Genomic DNA, 20,699 nt, shown 5'->3' with positions numbered 1-20,699 from the left:
GCCCGTTTTAGGGGAGTATTTAAAGAACTAATTGGGTAAAATAGACTTAGAATTTTGAAATTTTAAGGCCGATACTTAGGCTTGTAGGTGTAAAATTTAAACTTGGTTTTCCTTCGGTCCAACCGTGGAGCGTCGTATTCTTTTGGTAAGAAATGAACATGGAAGTCTTGTCCGTAAGCAATTTGTGAATCTCGATGTTGTAGCCGAGCATCATGTGAATCGGGCTGAAATTTTCATTGTCTGCCAAATTGTAATTGATGTTTTTACTGTTGCTTATCTGAGTTTGAACACCAGTAAATAATTTCTGTGCACCTAAATTTCCTTGTACGGCAATGGAAAAACCTTTGTAGATTTTGAGCTCTGGTCCAAAGGCAGCATGCAGTCCAATGAAATTTGTTTGGTAATTCAGGATGATGTTTTGGATGTCACCGGTGGCGTTGAATTGATTGATATTCACCCCCAATTCGTAGCGAAATAAACTGGCGATTTTCGCGAGCTTTTGGTGGTTACCAAAGAATATAGCTGTCTTCGAAAACTTGGAAATCAAGTCGGTGGTATCTACCAGTTCTTTGTTGTATCGGAAGGAGGCATGCACGCCACCAAGCGGTTTGATGTAATCAATAACATCCCCCGTTGAACTCTTGTATTGGTAGTCGGTGCTATTTAAACCCACCGTCCATTTCCAATGTTGCGCTTGAATTTGTATGCTTACACACGCAAATAATGCAATGAAGTATAAATTTTTAATCATTATTATGTATTCTTAGAACCATGAGAATTTCCCATAATTCAAAATTAACATAGTATAGTCAAGCACTATTGGAATTCAAGCGGTACATGTCCTAGTTTTCGAAATTCGGACACATTTATTAAGCGGTAAGAGGGGAGAGTTAAGAACTAAGAGTGAAGAGGTAAGAGTTTAGAGATGCGAAACTCGTTGCTGTTTTCTCTTTGGCAAACCTTTCAGGATTGCCAAAGTTTGAGACGCAATACTTCGCGTCTATTTCCCCAGGTTAAAACCTGGGGTTTTTTATTCTTAACCCCAGACTTTAGTCTGGGGATCTCCCTAGGCTTTAGCCTAGGGTTAAAAAGCATTTTAATTCTAAGGTGTAAGGTTTTTAGGCGTACCTACAAACTTTACCTCTTACCTCTTCACTCTTAACTCTTCACTCTTAACTCTTAACTCTTCACTGAAAAAGCTACCACCAAGTTCCCCTTCGGCGTCCCCAACTTCGTCCCACCGCATGTCACAACGACATACTGTTTTCCATTGACCATGTAGGTGGATGGTGTTGCAAAGGAGGCAAAGGGTAAAGGATAACTCGCCAAAAGTTTTCCCGTGGCGGATGCATATATACGAAGGGTGGCGTCTTTGGTAGCGGCGATGATGAGTAAACCACTTTTTGTAATAATGGGCCCACCGTAATTTTCGCCGCCTGTGATATCATGTATTCCTTGGTTAGCGAGAGATGGTTCAGAACCGAAAGGGATTTTCCATAAATAGTTACCTGTGTTCATATCGATGGCATTCAAGGTTCCCCAAGGGGTGCTCAAACCCGGAAGACCATCTGAATCCAAGAATTTGTTGTAGCCACTCATTTGATATGGAACAATCGCGGGTGAATTGGTGGATGCTACCTCTTTGGAAGCTAATCCTTGTATGTATGCGGCGATCGCATTTTGTTTTTCTGGACTGATGTGGCCAAAACCCGGCATCATGCCTTTGCCATTCCGTATGATTTGTGCAATGTATTTGGCATCCCGCTTTTTTTCGATTCCCAATAAACTTGGGTAGCCTGACGCCGGGTTTCCTTTTCGATCAGTTCCATGGCAATTCGCACAGCTTTGTTGGTATAAGCCTTCGCCACTCGTCGAGTTACCTGCTTTGTTTTTGACCATTTTCTGTATCCAGCCCATTTCATTGCTATTGATGTACAGAATTCCTTTTTCGGGATCAGCACCCGCGCCGCCCCATTCGCCACCACCGTCGAAGCCAGGAAGAATTAACGTCCCTTGTTCACTTGGGGCATCGTACCAAGCTCTTTTTAACTTGCCTAAAGTAGCGGAAAGTTCTTCCTTGTTTTTGGCATAAGGACTCACGTCACTCGGTTTGATCTCATTCGATAAGCGGGCGTAGGGTTTAGGTAAAACGGGGAAAGGTTGTGTTGGCCAAACATGTTCGCCCGGTAATCCTGTTCGTTCTACCGGGATTTCTTTGATGTCGAATAAGGGTTTACCCGAAACGCGGTCAAAGAGAAATACGAACCCTTGTTTCGTGATTTGTGCAACGGCATCGATCCGTTTCCCGTTTCGGGTGACGGTAATCAAATTCGGTGGCGCAGGTAAATCTCGATCCCATAAATCATGGTGTGTCGTTTGAAAATGCCAAAGCCTTTTTCCTGTCCGCGCATCCAAGGCAAGTAGGCAATTGGCATATAAATTTTGGCCTTTCCGATTCCCTCCCCAAAAATCATAACCCGCCGATCCCGTAGGTACATAAATTATTCCACGCTTACGGTCCACTGCCATTCCGGCCCAGTTGTTCGCCGCGCCTGTGTAGGTATTTCGATAGGCATCTTTCGGAAATGTCGAATAGCCTTTCTCGCCCGGATATGGGATGGTATGAAAGCTCCAAACTAATTTACCCGTATTTATATTAAACGCACGAATGTCACCCGGTGCCGCATCTGCCCCCTCAGATAATCGCAAGGGCATGACGATGACGTCGCCCACAATCGTCCCAGGAGTATTTGAAATGATGAATTTGTTTTGTGCGATGGCTGGTAAGCCCGTATGCAAATCCACCTTCCCATGATCTCCAAATGTTTCAATAGGCTTTCCCGTTTTGGCTTCCAAGGCCCAAAGATTAGGTCCAGCCGTATATAAAATGCGCCCATCTGCATAGCTCAAGCCACGCGATGTGCTTGCCCAGTTTTTTAGCGGATCCCCGAAGCGCCAAATCTCCTTGCCCGTCGCAGCATCCAATGCGAAGGCTTGCACGGATGCGCTGACACTATAAAGTATACCCCTTACTGTAATGGGATTTGCCTGCATTTGTCCTGAATCGGGTAGGGAGTATGTCCAAGCGACCTTCAGGTCTTTGGCATTGCTTTCATTAATTTGTGTCAATGGTGAAAAATGATTGCGGTCGGGGCCACCTAAATACTCCGACCAATCTTGATCTGTTTCAGATGACCAGGCGAAGAGTAGAAAACTTAAGCTTAGTGTGAGGGATGCAATTATTTTCATGTTATAAGGTTTTGGCTTTCCTATGGGGGACAAGGATGGTTGTTTTAATTTGTCAACTTACATTCGTAGATTGCTTTGAAATCTAAACCTTGAAATTTATGAAAATTCTATTGCAGAAAGGCTTATGGTTGCTCTTTTTTATGGCGCCATCTGTCCTGTTTGGTCAAATTTCAATTCAACGGGTCCTCGTTGAGAATCAAGTGAATCCACATGGCATTGGTTCTCTTGTGCCTCGATTCTCTTGGAAATTAGCATCGATTCAGCGGAATGTGACTCAGAAAGCTTATTCGATCCAAGTGAAAGAAGGAAGTCAAATTGTTTGGAACTCCGGTAAAGTTTCATCCAATCAATCCATATTTGTTCCTTACGCCGGTGCTGCTTTGAAATCAAATCAAGCTTATCAGGTTGCTGTTCAGGTTTGGGATCAGTCGGACAAAGCCAGCGTAGTTTTTAAGTCTAGCTTTGCTACGGCATTTTTGAATTCTTCGGATTGGAAAGCAAAATGGATCAGTTCGGGTATTGCGGCTGATACGGTTGACGGGCGCATTCCGCTTTTCAAGAAATCATTTGTTGCCTCTAAAAAAGTGAAACAAGCCCGTTTGTTTATTACCGCTCGGGGTTTGTATGAGGCTTCGATTAATGGGAAGCGAATCGGCGATGCCTATTTAACACCGGGTTGGACGAGTTATAATAAGCATCTGCAATATCAAGTGTATGATTTGACATCCGATATTAAAAATGGACTTAATGAATTGGATGTACTCTTGGGTTCAGGTTGGTATCGTACACGCATTGCATGGGAAAATAACAAGAATTTTTATGGGGCTCAAACGGCTCTTTTAAGCCAGTTGGAGATTACCTATGCCGATGGATCAACAGAAACCATCGCCTCAGATGCGTCTTGGAAAGCCACTTTAAGTTCGATTCTTGCATCCGAAATTTACGATGGCGAAAAGCAAGATTTGCGCATCAAGCCTGTTCAAGGGACGCCTGTGGTTGAAACGTCAGCTTCATTCGATGTGTTGCGTGCCCAAATCAATGAACCGATTCGTAAGCAAGAACAGGTTGCCGTTAAAAAGGTGTTACGTACTAATTCAGGAAAAGTGATTTTGGATTTTGGTCAAAATATCGTGGGTTGGGTTAAGTTTCGGGCGAAGGGGCAAGTAGGCCAACAAGTGAAATTTTACCATGTGGAGATGTTGGATAAATTTGGAGAGCCCTATTTTGCCAATTTACGTTCTGCCAAAGCGCAAGCAAGCTATGTACTTTCCGGTATGCCTGAAATCATTGAGCCACATTTTACGTTTTTTGGATTTCGATATGTCCAGGTGGAGGGATATGATGTTAAGCCCGAAGATTTCACGGCTATCGCTTTGCACTCGAATATGGAGTCGACGGGTTCCTTTGAAACAAGTAACCCTTTGTTGAATCAATTGCAATCGAATATTCGTTGGGGCCAAAAAGGGAATTTCTTAGATGTTCCCACGGATTGTCCACAGCGCGATGAGCGTTTGGGATGGACAGGTGATGCGGAGGTGTTTTCTAGAACGGCGGCCTTCAACTTTAATGTGAATCAGTTTTTTGCCAAATGGCTGAAAGATGTTCAGGCGGATCAGGCGCCCAATGGAGCTGTTCCTTTCGTTATTCCCGATGTGTTGACGCGTACCACAATTGGCAAAGAAAATACGCAATCGGGAGCTGCGGGTTGGTCGGATGCCAGTATCATCATACCGTATAATGTATATACGAGCTATGGCGATAAACAGGTTTTGGAGAATCAATACGCGAGCATGAAGGCTTATTTGAATTATGTGCGGGGTGCTGCGAAAAATGATTTGTGGAATACGGGTTTTCAATTTGCCGATTGGCTTTCATATCGAGTGGATGATTCTAAAGGAATGATCGGACAGAAGTCGGCGGTTACCGACAACTATTTAGTTGCGCAATGTTTCTATGCTTACAATACGCAATTGATGATTAAAGCGGCGCGTATTTTAGGTGAAACGGAAGATTACAAAGAATGGGAGCGCTTATTAGATCGAATTAAATTGCAGTTTCAAAAGGAATTCATGACGGCAAACGGGCGTTTGATTTCTGAGACACAAACGGCTTACATTTTGGCATTGCAATTTGATATGATCCCTAGCTCTTTACGTGAAGCTGCTTTAGCTCGTTTGGTTAGTAACATTGAGGGATATAAATATCATTTAACAACCGGTTTTTTAGGTACGCCATTTTTAAATCCTGTATTAACGCGTTTCGGTCGGAGTGATGTGGCCTTTAAATTGTTGTTACAGGATACTTATCCGTCGTGGTTATATCCCATTAAGGCGCATGGGGCAACGACCATTTGGGAGCGTTGGGATTCAATGAAACCGGATTCGACATTTCAAGATCCTGGGATGACCTCCTTTAATCATTATGCCTATGGGGCGGTTGGTGATTGGATGTATCGGACGATTGGGGGTATTGATACGGAAGAATTTGATGGTGCTGGTTACAAACAAAGTGTCATAAAGCCTGAATTAGGAGGAGGATTAAGCTTTGCCAAAACAAGTTTGGAAACTCCTTATGGAAAAATTTCTTCTGATTGGCGATTAGATTCGGGGGTATTTAGGCTTCAAGTAGAAGTGCCTGTGAATACAAGTGCGAGTGTTATATTGCCTGCCTTTGGTCAAAATCGGCGAACATTAGATGGGGTGGAAATCTCAGGTGATCGTGTGCGACTTGGATCAGGAACTTATTTATTTACGATAAACTAACAGATATTATGGGTGCTATTTTAGGATTACTTTTTCATTCTTTGGGCGGTTTTGCTTCCGGCTCATTTTATATTCCTTATCGTAAAATCCATGTATGGTCTTGGGAAAGTGCTTGGTTAGTAGGTGGGGTGTTTTCTTGGTTGATTGTCCCGATTGTAGCGGCTTATTTGACCATACCGGATTTTATGAGCATCATCCAACAAGTGGATTCGGATGTGTTTTTCTGGACTTTCACCTTTGGCGTTTTGTGGGGCATCGGAGGCTTGACATTCGGATTAGCCATGCGCTTTTTGGGGATGTCATTAGGGATGTCGATTGCACTAAGCTTGTGCAGTATTTTTGGCGCCTTAGTTCCGCCGATTTACCGTGAATTTGCAGGAGTTTCAGGAGATACGATTTCACACATTGCGGGTAGCACGGGAGGTCAAGTGGTCTTGCTAGGGATCTTGGTCTGTGTTTTTGGTATATATCTGTGTGGCAAGGCGGGGATGATGAAGGAAAATGAATTGTCACAGGAGCAAAAACAAGAAACGATTAAGGAATTTAGTTTAACTAAAGGTTTAATCGTGGCGACCATTTCAGGCCTTTGCAGTGCTTGTTTTAATTTTGGTATTGAGGCAGGGAAAGATATGGCTGGAGCGGCGGTTGCCAAAGGCTGTGATCCTTTGTTTCAGAACAATGTTATTTTTATTGTGGTATTATGGGGTGGTTTTCTGACCAACTTCGTTTATTGCATGTATTTGAACTTCAAGAATAAGTCTTTTGGCGATTATGCGGATTCGGCGGCACCTTTGCGCATGAATTATACTTTTGCCGCTGTGGCGGGTACAACCTGGTTCTTGCAATTCTTTTTCTACGGCATGGGGGAGAGTAAATTAGGAAATGGGGCGAGTTCTTGGATCTTGCACATGGCAACCATTATTTTAACTTCCAATTTCTGGGGAATCTACTTCAAGGAATGGAAAGGTGTTTCGAAACAAACGATGCGTACTGTCATTACGGGTATAGTCGTGATTTTGGTTTCTGTATTAATCGTAGGTTTAGGTAATTCAATTAGCGAATAAGTTGATTTCATTGATTCATATTGACGAGTTTTCTTCCACGCCCAAATACCGGCAGTTGGCCAATTCCATCATTGAAGGCATCCAAGCGGGTAAAATCAAGCAGGGGGATGTCTTGCCGTCGATCAATGAATTGAGTTTCGAGCATTATATCTCGCGGATAACGGTAGAGAAAGGATATAATTATTTGAAGTCCCTGGGAATCGTGGAATCTGTGCGCGGGAAGGGATTTTTCATTAGCGTCGGCAGCGTCCCGGCTAATTTTCGCATATTCCTCTTATTCAATAAGTTATCGGTTCATAAAAAAATGATTTACGATTCATTTGTGGCCTCTATGGGGCCTATGGCGGGTATCGACTTCTATATTTACAACAACGATTTTAATCTTTTCAAGCGAATCATCACGAAACGCGAATTGGATTATTCGCATATCGTTATCATTCCGCATTTTATGGAGGGGGATTCCATCGCAGTAGATTTCATCAATTCCCTCCCGAAAGAAAAGCTCATCCTTTTAGATAAGTTATTGCCGGGTATTCAAGGGTCCTACGGAGCCGTTTATGAGAATTTCGAAAAGGATATTTATCAAACCCTGCTGCAAGCAAAAGATGCCTTAGCGAAATATCATACTATCCAGTTGGTTTTTCCAGCATCTAGCTATTACCCCAAAGCCATCGTCAAAGGTTTCGAACATTTTTGTCGGGACTATGCCTTCGATTTCAAAGTTTCCGAAGAGGCCCAACCGGAAAAAGGGACAGCCTTTATTACGGTCATGGAGGACGATCTGATTGAATTATTAGATCAAATCAAACAGCAAGGATTAAGCCTAGGAAAAGATATTGGCTTGATTTCATACAATGAGACCCCGATCAAGCGTTTGTTATTCGATGGGATTTCCACGATTTCAACGGATTTTGTCAAAATGGGGGAGTTAGCAGCAGATTTGGTCAAAACCAATGCACGCAATAAGATTGAAAACCCCTTTTCATTTATTCAACGATCTTCCTTGTAATCTGTGGTATTTACCAAATTTTATTTGGTGTATTTCCAATTTGATGCCCTGAATCCTTTGCATTATTGTAAAAAAATCGGCATTTTTGTAGCTTAATTTTATTGAAAGCGCTTAAAAATTTAAATAATACGAATGAGCAATTCTCCAACAACCTTATTTGATAAAGTATGGGATTCCCACGTGGTTCGGAAAATCGAAGATGGTCCGGATGTTTTCTTTATCGATCGCCATTTTATCCATGAAGTAACAAGTCCAGTAGCCTTTTTAGGTTTGGAGCAACGTGGAATTGGGGTGATGTATCCAGAACGTACGTTTGCTACGGCGGATCATAATACGCCTACGATCAACCAACATTTACCGGTGGAAGATCCTTTGTCGGCCAATCAATTACAACAATTAGCCACAAACTCTGCCAAATACGGTATTTCACACTGGGGATTAGGAGATCCTAAAAACGGTATCGTTCACGTGGTTGGACCTGAAAATGGAATTACGTTGCCAGGTTTTACGATTGTTTGTGGAGATTCACATACGTCGACACACGGTGCATTCGGTGCGATTGCTTTTGGTATAGGTACTTCTGAGGTGGAGATGGTTTTATCATCTCAATGCATCATGCAGCCGAAGCCTAAGAAAATGCGTATCAACGTAAATGGTCAATTAGGAAAAGGAGTTACGCCAAAAGACGTAGCTTTATATATCATTTCAAAGTTAACGACTTCAGGTGCAACGGGTTATTTCGTTGAGTATGCGGGTGACGTGTTTGAAAATATGAGCATGGAAGGCCGTATGACAGTTTGTAACTTGAGTATTGAGATGGGTGCTCGTGGAGGTATGATTGCTCCGGATCAAACGACCTTTGATTATATCCAAGGCCGACCATTGGCTCCGAAAGGCGCTGATTGGGATACGCAATTAGCGTATTGGAAAACATTGAAAACTGATGCTGGTGCTTCATTTGATGAAGAAATCAATTTCAAAGCTTCCGATATCGAGCCAATGATTACCTATGGTACGAATCCAGGTATGGGAATGGGTATCTCAAAACATATTCCAAAAGCTTCTGAAGTTGAAGGTGGTGTTGCTACCTACGAGAAGTCTTTGGAATACATGGGATTTGCAGAAAATGATTCGATGATAGGTAAGAAGGTGGACTATGTGTTTATCGGTTCTTGTACAAATGGTCGGATTGAAGATTTTAGAGCTTTTGCATCGATTGTGAAAGGACATAAAAAAGCTGATCATGTGACAGCATGGGTTGTTCCAGGTTCTCATATCGTGGAAGCACAAATTAAAGAAGAGGGCATTTTGGATATTTTGACGGAGGCGGGATTTGTGTTGCGCCAACCGGGATGTTCAGCATGTTTAGCGATGAATGATGACAAGATTCCTGCAGGTAAATATGCAGTGAGTACGTCGAATCGCAACTTTGAAGGACGTCAAGGTCCTGGATCTCGCACATTATTAGCGAGTCCTTTAGTAGCTGCAGCAGCAGCAATTACTGGGGTTGTAACAGATCCAAGAGAGTTTTTATAAGATTTAAATTAGAGCAAGATGGCTTACGATAGTTTTAGTGTATTGAAAAGTTCAGCCGTTCCGATGCCTATCGAGAACGTAGATACAGACCAAATCATCCCTGCACGTTTCTTAAAAGCGACGGAGCGTAAGGGTTTTGGTGATAATTTATTTAGAGATTGGCGTTACGATAAGAACGACCAACCCAAACAAGATTTCGTATTAAATAACCCAACTTATTCAGGTAAGATTCTCGTAGGAGGCAAGAACTTTGGTTCAGGTTCATCTCGTGAGCACGCTGCTTGGGCGATTTATGATTACGGTTTCCGTTGTGTGGTTTCATCTTTCTTCGCGGATATTTTCCGTGGGAATGCGATCAATGTAGGGATTTTACCGGTTCAGGTTTCTCCTGAATTCTTGCATGAGATTTTCACTGCGATTGAAAAAGATCCGAAAACGGAATTAGTTGTTGATTTGCCAGCGCAAACCATCACGATTTCAGCTACGGGTGCATCGGAATCTTTTGCGATCAATGGCTACAAGAAACACAATTTGTTAAACGGTTTTGATGACATCGATTACTTACAAGCGATGAAGTCGGAAATCGCTGATTTTGCCTCTAAGCGATAAGATTCATGCGCCACATTGAAATCATGGATACAACCCTCCGGGATGGTGAACAAACCAGCGGGGTATCTTTCTCGGCTTCTGAAAAGTTGACCATTGCTCAATTGCTATTGACTGAATTAAAGGTTGATCGTATTGAGATTGCGTCCGCACGTGTATCAGAGGGCGAATTTCAGGCGGTGAAAAAAATTACTTCCTGGGCTGCTCAGGCGGGCTTTTTAGACCGGGTGGAAGTCTTAACGTTTGTGGACGGTGGTACATCGGTGCAATGGATGATGGATGCAGGTGCCAAAGTCATGAATTTGTTGACCAAAGGTTCCTTGAATCATTTGCAGCACCAACTCAAGAAAACGCCGGAACAACATTTTGCTGAAATTCAAGCAACGATTGAATTGGCGAATTCCAAAGGTTTATTGGTGAATGTCTACCTAGAAGATTGGAGTAATGGAATGCGTAATTCGAAAGAATATGTCTTACGTTATTTGGATTTCATTACGCAATTACCTGTTAAACGTGTGTTATTGCCGGATACTTTGGGCGTTTTGACCTATTGGGAAACAGGTGAATATATCAAGGAATTGGTTGCGCGTTATCCTAATACACATTTCGATTTTCATGCACATAATGACTATGATTTAGGAACTGCGAATGCGCTGGAAGCGGTTCGTAACGGTATTCATGGTTTACACTTGACGGTGAATGGCATGGGCGAACGAGCTGGAAATGCTCCTTTGGCATCCGTTATTGCTGTTTTGAATGACTACCAAAAAGATGTGAAGACATCCGTTTGTGAAAAGTCACTCTATTCAGTTAGTAAATTAGTGGAAACCTTCTCGGGTTTCCGTATTCCGGCAAATAAACCGGTTGTAGGGGAGAATGTATTTACCCAAACAGCAGGAATTCATGCGGATGGGGACAAGAAAAATAATCTGTATTTCAATGAGTTGATGCCGGAGCGTTTTGGCCGTGAGCGTAAATACGCCTTGGGTAAAACATCGGGTAAAGCGAATATTGAGAATAATTTAGCTGCCCTAGGCATTCAATTGTCTGATTCAGATTTGAAGAAAGTAACGCAGCGTATCATTGAGTTAGGCGACCGCAAGGAGGTTGTTACTCAAAATGATTTGCCATACATCATTTCAGATGTCTTGGATTCAGATGCGATTGAGGAGCGTGTGCAGGTATTGAATTATGTATTAACGCATTCCAAAGACTTACGTCCTTCAGTAACCCTGAAAATTTCGGTTGATGGGGAGATCTTCGAGGAACATGCGCAAGGGGATGGTCAATACGATGCGTTCATGCATGCCTTGGCTATCATTTTTGAGAAAAACGGGCAGAAATTAGCTCAGTTGACGGATTATGCGGTGCGCATTCCGCCAGGAGGTGAGTCTGATGCATTATGTGAGACCATTATTACGTGGAATCATGGTGGCAAAGAATTGATAACAAGAGGTCTGGATTGTGACCAAACGGTGTCTGCCATCAAGGCGACCCAAAAAATGTTGAATTTGATTTAATAAACATATCATGGCAAAAAAACATATCTTAATCGTTCCAGGTGATGGAATTGGACAAGAAGTAACCGAAGTAGGTAAAAAAGTATTGGAGAAAATTGCGGCGAAATTTGGCCATGATTTCACCTATGATGAGGCTTTAATTGGCCACGTTGCGATTGAAGCTACGGGTGATGCGCTTCCAGCAGAAACTTTAGTAAAAATGAAAGCGTCTGATGCGGTACTTTTCGGTGCTGTAGGACATCCAAAATATGACAATGATCCTTCTGCAAAGGTTCGTCCTGAGCAAGGTTTGTTGAAAATGCGTAAGGAATTAGGCCTTTATGCGAATTTACGTCCGATCAAATTGTTCGATGAATTATTGTCGGCATCTAGCATCAAGCCTGAAATCTTGAAAGGAGCAGATATTTTATTCTTCCGTGAATTAACGGGGGATATTTATTTCGGCGAAAAAGGCCGCAAAAACAATGGAGATACAGCTTATGACGTTGCTGAATACAGCCGTTATGAAGTTGAGCGCATTGGTCGCAAAGCATTTGAAGCAGCTCGTACGCGTAAGAAGCATTTAGTTTCGGTAGATAAGGCCAACGTATTGGAATCATCACGTTTGTGGCGTGAAGAAATTCAAAAATTGGCATTAGAATACCCAGATGTAACTGTTGAATACCAATTCGTAGATGCAACAGCGATGTTGTTAATCAAAGATCCAAAGCGTTTTGATGTGGTGGTTACGGCCAACTTATTTGGAGATATCTTAACGGATGAGGCTTCTCAAATTGCAGGTTCGATGGGGATGTTGGCATCTGCTTCTATCGGTGATGGAACGGGTGTTTATGAGCCGATTCACGGTTCTGCGCATGACATTACGGGTAAAGGATTAGCGAATCCAATGGCATCGGTATTATCTGCAGCTTTATTGTTGGATATTTCCTTCGGTATGAAAGCTGAGTCGGAAGCTGTGATTAATGCCGTAGATCAGGTGTTGAAGAAAGGTTACCGTACAGGTGATATCGCTGATGCGTCTACCGACAAATCGTTGATTTTAGGAACAGATGCGATTGGTGAAGAAATTCTTAAATTGATTTAATCAATTCATCTTTTATTTTCTAATTTTAAGGCTTGCGACATATTTCGCAAGCCTTATTTTTTTGTCAGATGCGTTTACTCATTTTATTTCTTTTTGTTTCTTTTGGGGCATGGGCCCAACAAGCTATTCAAGTAACTGATATGCTCAAAATCAAAACGGTGGGGAAGCCGACGTTTTCACCAGATGGTCGGAGTTATTTATTTACTATGACTTCCGTTGTAGATGATCCCGATGTGAAAGGGGATTTTGTTTACCAGACACATTTATATGTGGGTGAAATGGAAACTAAAAAGAGTCGGCAATTGACATTTGGTAAATATTCTATTTCAGGAGCTACTTGGAGCCCTGATGGTAAATCCATTTTATTTACGCGTGATTTGGGAAATAAGTCGCAGGTATATCGCTTGAGTTTGTCGGGCGGAGAACCATTGGCATTGACAAATTCGCCTGTGGCGGTTCAAAATCCATCGATATCTAAACATGATGGTCGCTTATATTATCAATCCGGAATATCCTTAAAGGACTTTTATTCGGATACCTTGGTCAACCCACATCGCTTGGTTCCATCCTGGAATTTAGAGAAACCTAATGTGGCTAACGCTGCATTTGTATCCAAGGCTAATCCAAATCCGAACGGTACTTTAGAAGAAGTTCGTGCATATTTAGCACAGAATGAAAAGGATAAAAAGGCCAAAGTGATTAACCGATTGCAGTTTCAAGAAGAGATGACAACATCAGGAGAGATCCAGTTATCAGCTATTTATTCTATGCCTTTGCATGAAGGGGCAAAACCCGTAATGTTGAATAATCCTTTACATCGTTGGTTGGACTGGGAGCAAATCAATGAGTCAGAGTTCTTAGTTATTCTCCCCGCTGATTCGTTGACACATCCGGACAAGGTCTTAGAGAGTCAAATGGTTCGTTATGACTCTAAAACAAAAACCTATAAGTCGGTCTTGATCAAACCCGGCTATCGCTTTTCAAATATATCCTTAAGTACTTCAGGCGAAAAATTAGCCTATTTTGAATCCAAGGCAACGGGAGTTTCGAATCCCGTTTTAAAAATTTTAACGTTGGCAACGGGTCAGATACAGGAAGTAAAAATGGATCGTGTGATTACGCAGGTCAAATTTGCTGCGCCAGATGCATGGCTATACTTAACGGTGCAGGATCATGGTGCGGTTACGTTAATGGCTTATTCCATTCCCAGAGGTGAATTTGAAACATTGACTTCCACGTCAGATGGGGTTTTGGGTTTTGATCAAGAAGGCGAGGAGTTGATTTATGCGAAGACCTCGATTGATAATCCGTCAGAACTTTATCGCATGTTTGATAAGAAAGAGGCAGTACTTACAGATTTTAATACAAATTGGTTAAAGGATAAATTAATTACCAAAGCGGATAAGCATACATTCGTGAATAAAATTGGTCAAACGATTGATTATTGGGTAATGAAACCGGCTGGGTATGTAGCGGGTAAGAAATATCCCCTAGTTGTTGAAATACATGGAGGACCTACTGCGATGTGGGGAACAGGTGAAGCTAGTATGTGGCATGAGTTTCAGTATTACACATCCAAAGGTTGGGGTGTTGTGTATTGCAATCCCCGGGGTAGTGGAGGATATGGTACACCATTTATGGCAAGTAATGTGAAGGATTGGGGAGCAGGACCGATGTCGGATGTGATGCAGGCGACTGATTTAGCTATTAAGGAAGGTTGGGCGGATACCACACGTTTAGCAGTCACAGGAGGTTCTTATGCGGGATATTTAGTTGCTTGGATCGTGGGACATACCAACCGCTTTAAAGTTGCTGCATCACAGCGAGGTGTGTATGAATTGTCTACATTCTTTGGAGAAGGTAATGCTTGGCGATTGGTACCGAATTATTTTGGGGGTTATCCTTGGGAGAAGGCAACACGTGCTATTTTGGATCGTGAGTCGCCGATGACCTATGTTTCGCAAATTAAAACGCCATTAATCATCTTCCACGGCGAGAATGATTTACGGACGGGTGTCATTCAAAGTGAGATGTTATATAAGAGTTTAAAGCAAATGGGCAGAACCGTGGAATATGTGCGTCATCCAGGTGCCTCACATGAGATTACCCGTGCGGGTAATAACCGGCAGCGGATTGATCAGATGTTGAGGACGTGGGAGTTTTTTGCGAGATATTTAAATCAGTAGTCAGTAGTCAGTGGTCAGTAGTCAGTGGTCAGTGGTCAGTAGTCAGTGGTCAGTAGTCAGTAGTCAGTAGTCAGTGGTCAGTAGTCAGTAGTCAGTAGTCAGTAGTCAGTGGTCAGTGGTCAGTGGTCAGTAACCAGCGATTAGTTGACAGTATTCTAATTAACTTTTCTGACCACTGACTACTGACCACTGACCACTAACTAAAATACCTCCAATCCTCATTCCCCTTCACCTTCAACAACGATTGATAGATTAACTCTATAACCGCCTCCATATCGCTTTTGGCAATGGTTTCCACGGTTGTGTGCATGTATTTTAAAGGTAGTGATATCAAAGCTGACGCAACGCCTTCTGTTGCATAAGCGAAGGAATCTGTATCCGTTCCTGTAGAACGTGAAACGGCTTGGCGCTGGAAATCGATGTTGTTTTCTTTGGCCACATCGATAATGAAATCACGCACATTATTTTGTACGGCAGGGCCATAGCAAATCACTGGACCTTTGCCACATGACATATCACCTTGGGTTTTCTTGTTGTACATGGGCGATTGTGTATCATGCGTCACATCGGTAATGAATGCCAAATCCGGTTTTAATCGGCGAACAATCATTTCCGCACCGCGTAATCCAATCTCTTCTTGTACCGAGTTTACCACATAAAGCGTAAAAGGTAATTGAATGTTATTCTCTTTCAATTTACGCGCTACTTGCGCGATCATATAGCCTCCAATGCGGTTGTCTAAGGCACGGCCCACTAAATATTTGTTATTTAATTCCGTAAGACCATCTTCAAATGTTACAACCGTTCCCACGTGAATGCCCATTTCTTCTACTTCCTTCTTGTTCGCAGCACCGCAGTCGATGAATATATCGTCAATCGAAGGAGCCTTGTCTTTGGCTAGATCGCGCACATGGATGGCAGGCCAACCGAAAATTCCCTTTACGACTTTTTCTTTGGTATGAATATTCGCACGCATGGAAGGAGCGATTAAGGCGTCAGAGCCTCCGTTCCGACGAAGAAATAAATATCCGTTGTCATCAATGTAATTGACGAACCAAGAAATTTCATCGGCATGCGCTTCAATGACTACTTTATAAGGCTGTCCGGGATTGATAACACCCACGGCTGTACCATACGTATCGATAATTTTTTCGTCGATGTAAGGTTTAAGGTAGTCCAACCAAATTTGTTGGCCTGAAGATTCAAAGCCTGTAGGCGAAGCATTGTTTAAATAACTATATAAGAAATCGTTAGCTGTTTTAGACATAATCATCATTTTTTAATTCCTGCAAATTACAAAACTTTATAGATGAATTTTATAAAAAATCGATTCAAAATCTAGGTTATTTTTGTGTATTAAACGATTAAAATCGTATTTTTGGTAGATTTTCATGGTAACATGTATTTAAAAATAGATTGATGAAGAAAATAGCTGTATTTACCTCAGGTGGTGACGCTCCCGGAATGAATGCGTGTATTCGTGCAATTGTGCGTGGTGCTGCCTATCATGGAGTAGAAGTTTATGGAATTATTCGCGGATACAATGGTATGATCAAAGGGGATATTATCCCGTTAAATTCACAGTCCGTTAGCAATATTATTCAACGTGGTGGAACGATTTTAAAATCTGCTCGTTCAAAAGAATTTATGACAACAGAAGGCCGTCAAAAAGCCTATGATAAGTTACAAGAGTTAGGGATTGAAGGCCTCGTAGCGATTGGTGGAAACGGAACTTTTACGGGAGCTGAGATATTCTTTAATGAATTCAAAATTCCAACGGTAGGTGCACCTGGTACCATCGATAATGATTTATACGGAACTGATTATACAATTGGTTATGATACGGCTGTGAACACGGCTTTAGATGCCATTGATAAAATTCGTGATACGGCAGATTCGCATGATCGTGTGTTTTTTATTGAAGTAATGGGCCGTGATTCAGGTTATATTGCTGTTCAATGTGGTATTGCGGGTGGGGCGGAAGCTTTAATGATTCCGGAAAATTTAACACCGGTTGATGAAATCGTTACGATATTAAACAATGGTTTTGCTAAGCAAAAATCATCTTCCATTGTAGTAGTTGCTGAAGGTGACGAAGAAGGAAATGCTCAAATTGTTGCGAAAAAGATTCGCGAGAAAATGGGTAACAAAATCGATATTCGTGTAACGACTTTGGGACACATTCAACGTGGTGGTATCCCTACAGCACAAGATCGTATTTTGGCATCTCGTTTAGGCTTAGGTGCTTTGGAAGGCTTGTTACGTGGCGAGAAAAATGTGATGGCTGGTGTGATTAATAATCAATTGGTTTACACGCCATTTCATGATACAATTACCAAAAAGAAGCCCGTTTCAGAAGATTTAATTCGCATGGTGGAAATTTTGTCTACTTAGGCATAACCCATGATTCGATAGATAACGAATCCAAACATCTCTCTAACGAGTACAGATAATTTATAAAGTTCTCGCTCAGAAGGAATAATACATTCAAGGACACCTAATTGGGTGTCCTTTTTCTTGCTATCAACCGAATAAGGAATTACCTGAATTCCTTGTTTGCTAAAGCACGCCATCGAACGACGCATGTGGTAAGCTGAAGTAATCAATACTGCTGGTTGTTTCAATGCCAAAGAATCGATGATTGCTCTACAATTTCTTGCATTTTCGTAAGTATTTTTTGCCTGCTTTTCCATGATTATTTTATCGGCAGGTATTGCCATCGCGACTAATATCCGTTTGACTTGTTCCGTTTCATTACTTTGGTCGATCTTGAGGTTTCCAATCGATGTATTTCCACCCGTGATCAGAATTTGGTCGACCATTCCTTGTTTATACAATAGGGCAGCTTGCATAAAGCGATCCGCACTTTCTCCTACATTGATTCTACTAGGATCCTCTTGTGGCTCGCGAATCATTCCTCCGCCTAAAACAATAGCTAGGGGATAATGATTTTTTGCTTGTGTTTGAGGGATTTCGTAAGCGGAATATAGTGAATTGACAATGAGTGTATTGGAACCTAAAATCAACAGACTAATCAAGAAAATTCCAGCTATCGTTTTTATTTTCTGCCTTTTTGTAAATGCAATGAGGCATGCGGATAGAATAATCCAAGTAATTGGTAAAAGTAAAAAATCAATTATTTTAGATAGCGTGAAAAACATTGTATTTTTGAAATTAAGATTATTAAAATTAGCCTAAATTTTATGAAAGTCCTCTTATTCGTATTGCTTCTTTTTGTTGGTCTATTTAGTGCTAAGGCACAGAATATTGCTTTTGAAATCAAAGGTAAAATCAAGGGTCTGCAAAATACCGAGGTGTATTTGGCGCATTATTTTGGGGCGAGCCAACAAGTTATCAAGGATACGGCACAAGTTGATAGTAGCGGTCGATTTGTTTTTAGCGGTTCAGAAACTTTGGATGAAGGTTTATACCTTGTTTCCTTTAATAAGAATAAGTATTTTGATTTGGTGATTGGCAATGCGAATTTTTCCTTTGAAACAGATACATCGGATGTTGTAGGCCAAATGAAAATTCAGCAAAGTCCTGAAAATGAAGCTTTCTATGCATTTCAAAAAGATATGACGGCAGCATATTTAGGCTTGCAAGGGAAGCAAAAGCCTGAACAATTACGTACCGAGATGGCTAAAATTCAAAAGAAATGGATATTTGATCACTCGAAATTATTTGTGTCAAAATTGATTCAGGCTAGTTTAGAACCAGAAATTCCTGCTTATTCAAAACCAGTGAAAACTTCAAAAGATAGTAGTGATTTATACAAGTTTCAGTTCACGTATTATAAAAAGCATTATTTCGATAATGTTGATTTGAATGATGAACGATTTATCAGAACGCCTTTTTTACAGAAGAAAATTGACAAATATTTTGAAGACCTCGTGGTTCAAGAATCCGATTCGATATCGAAAGACGCCGATCGATTATTGGCTGGAATTAAGAACCAAGCCATGCGGAAGTATGTCGTTTATAAAATTGCTAGTACCTATGAAAATCACAATGTCGTTGGGACGGATGGTGCATTCGTTCATTTAGCTGAGAAATATTACATTGGGGAACCGCAAATGTGGGATACAACGACCGTTCGAAAGATGAAAGAACGAATTGCAATTATCAAACCCTTGTTAATCGGGAAGCGTATTCCTGAAATGTTTTTAACAGATCCTTCGGGGAAATTGTTAACTACGTCATCAATACAGGCGAATTATACGATTCTATTTATCTACGATCCCGATTGTAGCCATTGCAAAGAAGAAACGCCTAAATTATTGAAGCAAGATGCTTATTTTAAATCGAAAAATATTGCCGTATTAGCAGCTTGTTTGGTGCGTGATAAAGTGATGTGGAAAAAGTTTATCGAGGAGTTTAAGATTCAAAACTGGAAGAATGGTATCGATATACATATCAACGCGAAAACAGGAAAGGAAGAATACTATACCGATTTCCAAAAGACCTTTGATGCTTACGCCACGCCGGTGGTTTATATATTAGATAAATCGAAAAACATCATTGGGAAAAGAATTCCTGTCGATAAGATACAAGACTTCTTAAAGTTTTATGAAGGCAAGCGGAAATAATTAACGCTGAATGCGCATTTTGCTTTTCGGCTTTTTACCTTTTTTTAGGTAGCGCTTATGCTTGATTCGAGGCTTAATGCGATATTTCTTTTTGTATTTAAGACGCGTTTTTTGATAGAATTTTTTGCTGAACTTCGGCGTAGTTTCTAATTCCAATTGGTGGTAGGGGATAAGCATCAGCTCATTTTCAAACCCAATGATTTTAATCTTCACTTTGGCTAAACCCACTTTTCGAAGATTAATTTTCTTAGCTGCCGCTTCTGTTAAATCAATGATACGTCCTCGTTTATAGGGCCCCCGATCATTAATACGAACAACCACACTTTTTTTATTGTAGATGTTGGTTACCTCGACTAAGGTATTAAACGGAAACAAGCGGTGAGCAGCCGTGTATTCTGTTTTGCGCAATAATTCTTGATTGGCCGTTCGCTTATTATAAAAGGATTTTGAATAGAAAGATGCGATGCCATAGCTTTCATCACCAAGTTCCTGAGTAAACCCACGAAAAGGGCTCAAGGAGGCAAATAAAAGGATTATTACTAGGATTGTACGCATGCGTGTTCAACTAAATTCAATTCAAAGTTTGACTTTTATTGTGGGAATTAAAAATATTGTTAAAATAATGCAATAAATTCTTGCTGTAAGGACTGAAAAAGCATTCAATATCTTTGAGTGAATAAGAAATAATAGTAGATTTACACATTGTCAAACCAAATTACATTTACAGTGGAAGAAAGAGATAGAGAAGAATTGTTTTCAAAACGAATCCGTGCAGGTAAAAGAACTTATTTTTTCGATGTAAAATCTACCCGTTCACAAGATTATTACATAACAATCACAGAAAGCCGTCGGCACCAAAAAGAAGATGGTTTTGTTTATGAAAAACATAAAATGTTCCTATATAAAGAAGACTTTGACAAATTTGTAGAAGGCCTTAATGAAGCTGTTAATCATGTGAAAACCGAATTGATGCCCGATGTGGATTTTACTCAGTTTAATCGCGACGAAGACGAATTTGGAGGGACTGACCTGAAGTGGGAATAAGATATTCGATTATTTTTGAAAAGCCTCTGAGAAATCGGAGGCTTTTTTCA

The 20,699-nt window shown here is 41.1% G+C and carries 16 protein-coding genes; 11 read left to right on the top strand and 5 right to left on the bottom strand.

What is annotated here, in order from left to right; genetic code table 11:
- Positions 1 to 46: 46 nt before the first annotated feature.
- The gene (locus SKC38_RS06585) at positions 47 to 751 is read right to left on the bottom strand and encodes a hypothetical protein (RefSeq protein ID WP_377976208.1); all 705 of its coding nucleotides are present in this window, start codon (positions 749 to 751) and stop codon (positions 47 to 49) included.
- Between the two features lie 428 nt (positions 752 to 1,179).
- Positions 1,180 to 3,249, bottom strand: a complete 2,070-nt coding sequence (locus SKC38_RS06580) for an outer membrane protein assembly factor BamB family protein (RefSeq protein ID WP_377976206.1) — start codon at positions 3,247 to 3,249, stop codon at positions 1,180 to 1,182.
- A 98-nt stretch (positions 3,250 to 3,347) separates the two neighbouring features.
- Between SKC38_RS06580 and SKC38_RS06575 the strand changes: the two genes are divergently transcribed.
- The 8 genes from SKC38_RS06575 to SKC38_RS06540 all read left to right on the top strand — a co-directional run bounded on the left by SKC38_RS06575 (position 3,348) and on the right by SKC38_RS06540 (position 15,016).
- Positions 3,348 to 6,011: a family 78 glycoside hydrolase catalytic domain gene (locus SKC38_RS06575; RefSeq protein ID WP_377976204.1), complete on the top strand. Its 2,664-nt coding sequence runs from the start codon at positions 3,348 to 3,350 to the stop codon at positions 6,009 to 6,011.
- Between the two features lie 8 nt (positions 6,012 to 6,019).
- Positions 6,020 to 7,075: an L-rhamnose/proton symporter RhaT gene (rhaT, locus tag SKC38_RS06570; protein ID WP_377976202.1), complete on the top strand. Its 1,056-nt coding sequence runs from the start codon at positions 6,020 to 6,022 to the stop codon at positions 7,073 to 7,075.
- Position 7,076: 1 nt separating this feature from the next.
- Positions 7,077 to 8,084, top strand: a complete 1,008-nt coding sequence (locus tag SKC38_RS06565) for a GntR family transcriptional regulator (protein WP_377976200.1) — start codon at positions 7,077 to 7,079, stop codon at positions 8,082 to 8,084.
- Between the two features lie 132 nt (positions 8,085 to 8,216).
- Positions 8,217 to 9,620: a 3-isopropylmalate dehydratase large subunit gene (gene leuC, locus SKC38_RS06560; RefSeq protein ID WP_377976198.1), complete on the top strand. Its 1,404-nt coding sequence runs from the start codon at positions 8,217 to 8,219 to the stop codon at positions 9,618 to 9,620.
- A gap of 18 nt (positions 9,621 to 9,638) precedes the next feature.
- A complete protein-coding gene (leuD, locus tag SKC38_RS06555) occupies positions 9,639 to 10,229 on the top strand; it encodes a 3-isopropylmalate dehydratase small subunit (protein WP_377976196.1) in 591 nt (196 codons plus the stop codon).
- Positions 10,230 to 10,234: 5 nt separating this feature from the next.
- The gene (locus SKC38_RS06550) at positions 10,235 to 11,746 is read left to right on the top strand and encodes an alpha-isopropylmalate synthase regulatory domain-containing protein (RefSeq protein WP_377976194.1); all 1,512 of its coding nucleotides are present in this window, start codon (positions 10,235 to 10,237) and stop codon (positions 11,744 to 11,746) included.
- 10 nt (positions 11,747 to 11,756) lie between these two features.
- Positions 11,757 to 12,830 carry a 3-isopropylmalate dehydrogenase gene (gene leuB / locus SKC38_RS06545; RefSeq protein ID WP_377976192.1) on the top strand — a complete coding sequence of 358 codons (1,074 nt, stop codon included), beginning with the start codon at positions 11,757 to 11,759 and terminating at the stop codon, positions 12,828 to 12,830.
- 68 nt (positions 12,831 to 12,898) lie between these two features.
- Entirely contained in the window at positions 12,899 to 15,016 is a 2,118-nt protein-coding gene (locus tag SKC38_RS06540; RefSeq protein ID WP_377976190.1) for a S9 family peptidase, read from the top strand.
- 196 nt (positions 15,017 to 15,212) lie between these two features.
- On the opposite strand, the gene SKC38_RS06535 is transcribed toward SKC38_RS06540, so the two are convergent.
- The gene (locus tag SKC38_RS06535; protein WP_377976188.1) at positions 15,213 to 16,283 is read right to left on the bottom strand and encodes a M42 family metallopeptidase; all 1,071 of its coding nucleotides are present in this window, start codon (positions 16,281 to 16,283) and stop codon (positions 15,213 to 15,215) included.
- Between the two features lie 152 nt (positions 16,284 to 16,435).
- Between SKC38_RS06535 and pfkA the strand changes: the two genes are divergently transcribed.
- Positions 16,436 to 17,410 (top strand): 6-phosphofructokinase, encoded by a 975-nt coding sequence (pfkA, locus tag SKC38_RS06530; protein ID WP_377976186.1) that lies wholly within the window; start codon positions 16,436 to 16,438, stop codon positions 17,408 to 17,410.
- On the opposite strand, the gene SKC38_RS06525 is transcribed toward pfkA, so the two are convergent.
- A complete protein-coding gene (locus SKC38_RS06525; RefSeq protein WP_377976184.1) occupies positions 17,407 to 18,177 on the bottom strand; it encodes a YdcF family protein in 771 nt (256 codons plus the stop codon). The genes pfkA and SKC38_RS06525 overlap by 4 nt on opposite strands.
- A 42-nt stretch (positions 18,178 to 18,219) precedes the next feature.
- On the opposite strand from SKC38_RS06525, the gene SKC38_RS06520 reads away from it, so the two are divergent.
- Positions 18,220 to 19,605 carry a DUF4369 domain-containing protein gene (locus SKC38_RS06520; RefSeq protein WP_377976182.1) on the top strand — a complete coding sequence of 462 codons (1,386 nt, stop codon included), beginning with the start codon at positions 18,220 to 18,222 and terminating at the stop codon, positions 19,603 to 19,605.
- Here the strand turns inward: SKC38_RS06520 and SKC38_RS06515 are convergent, their stop codons facing one another.
- Entirely contained in the window at positions 19,606 to 20,160 is a 555-nt protein-coding gene (locus SKC38_RS06515; protein WP_377976180.1) for a septal ring lytic transglycosylase RlpA family protein, read from the bottom strand.
- Between the two features lie 171 nt (positions 20,161 to 20,331).
- Between SKC38_RS06515 and SKC38_RS06510 the strand changes: the two genes are divergently transcribed.
- On the top strand, positions 20,332 to 20,649 hold the full coding sequence (locus SKC38_RS06510; RefSeq protein WP_377976178.1) for a DUF3276 family protein: 318 nt from the start codon (positions 20,332 to 20,334) through the stop codon (positions 20,647 to 20,649).
- Positions 20,650 to 20,699 lie beyond the last annotated feature (50 nt).

The sequence above is a fragment of the Aquirufa echingensis genome (assembly GCF_042714525.1).
Lineage (GTDB): Bacteria > Bacteroidota > Bacteroidia > Cytophagales > Spirosomataceae > Aquirufa > Aquirufa echingensis.
This window is presented reverse-complemented; position numbering and strand designations above follow the sequence as displayed.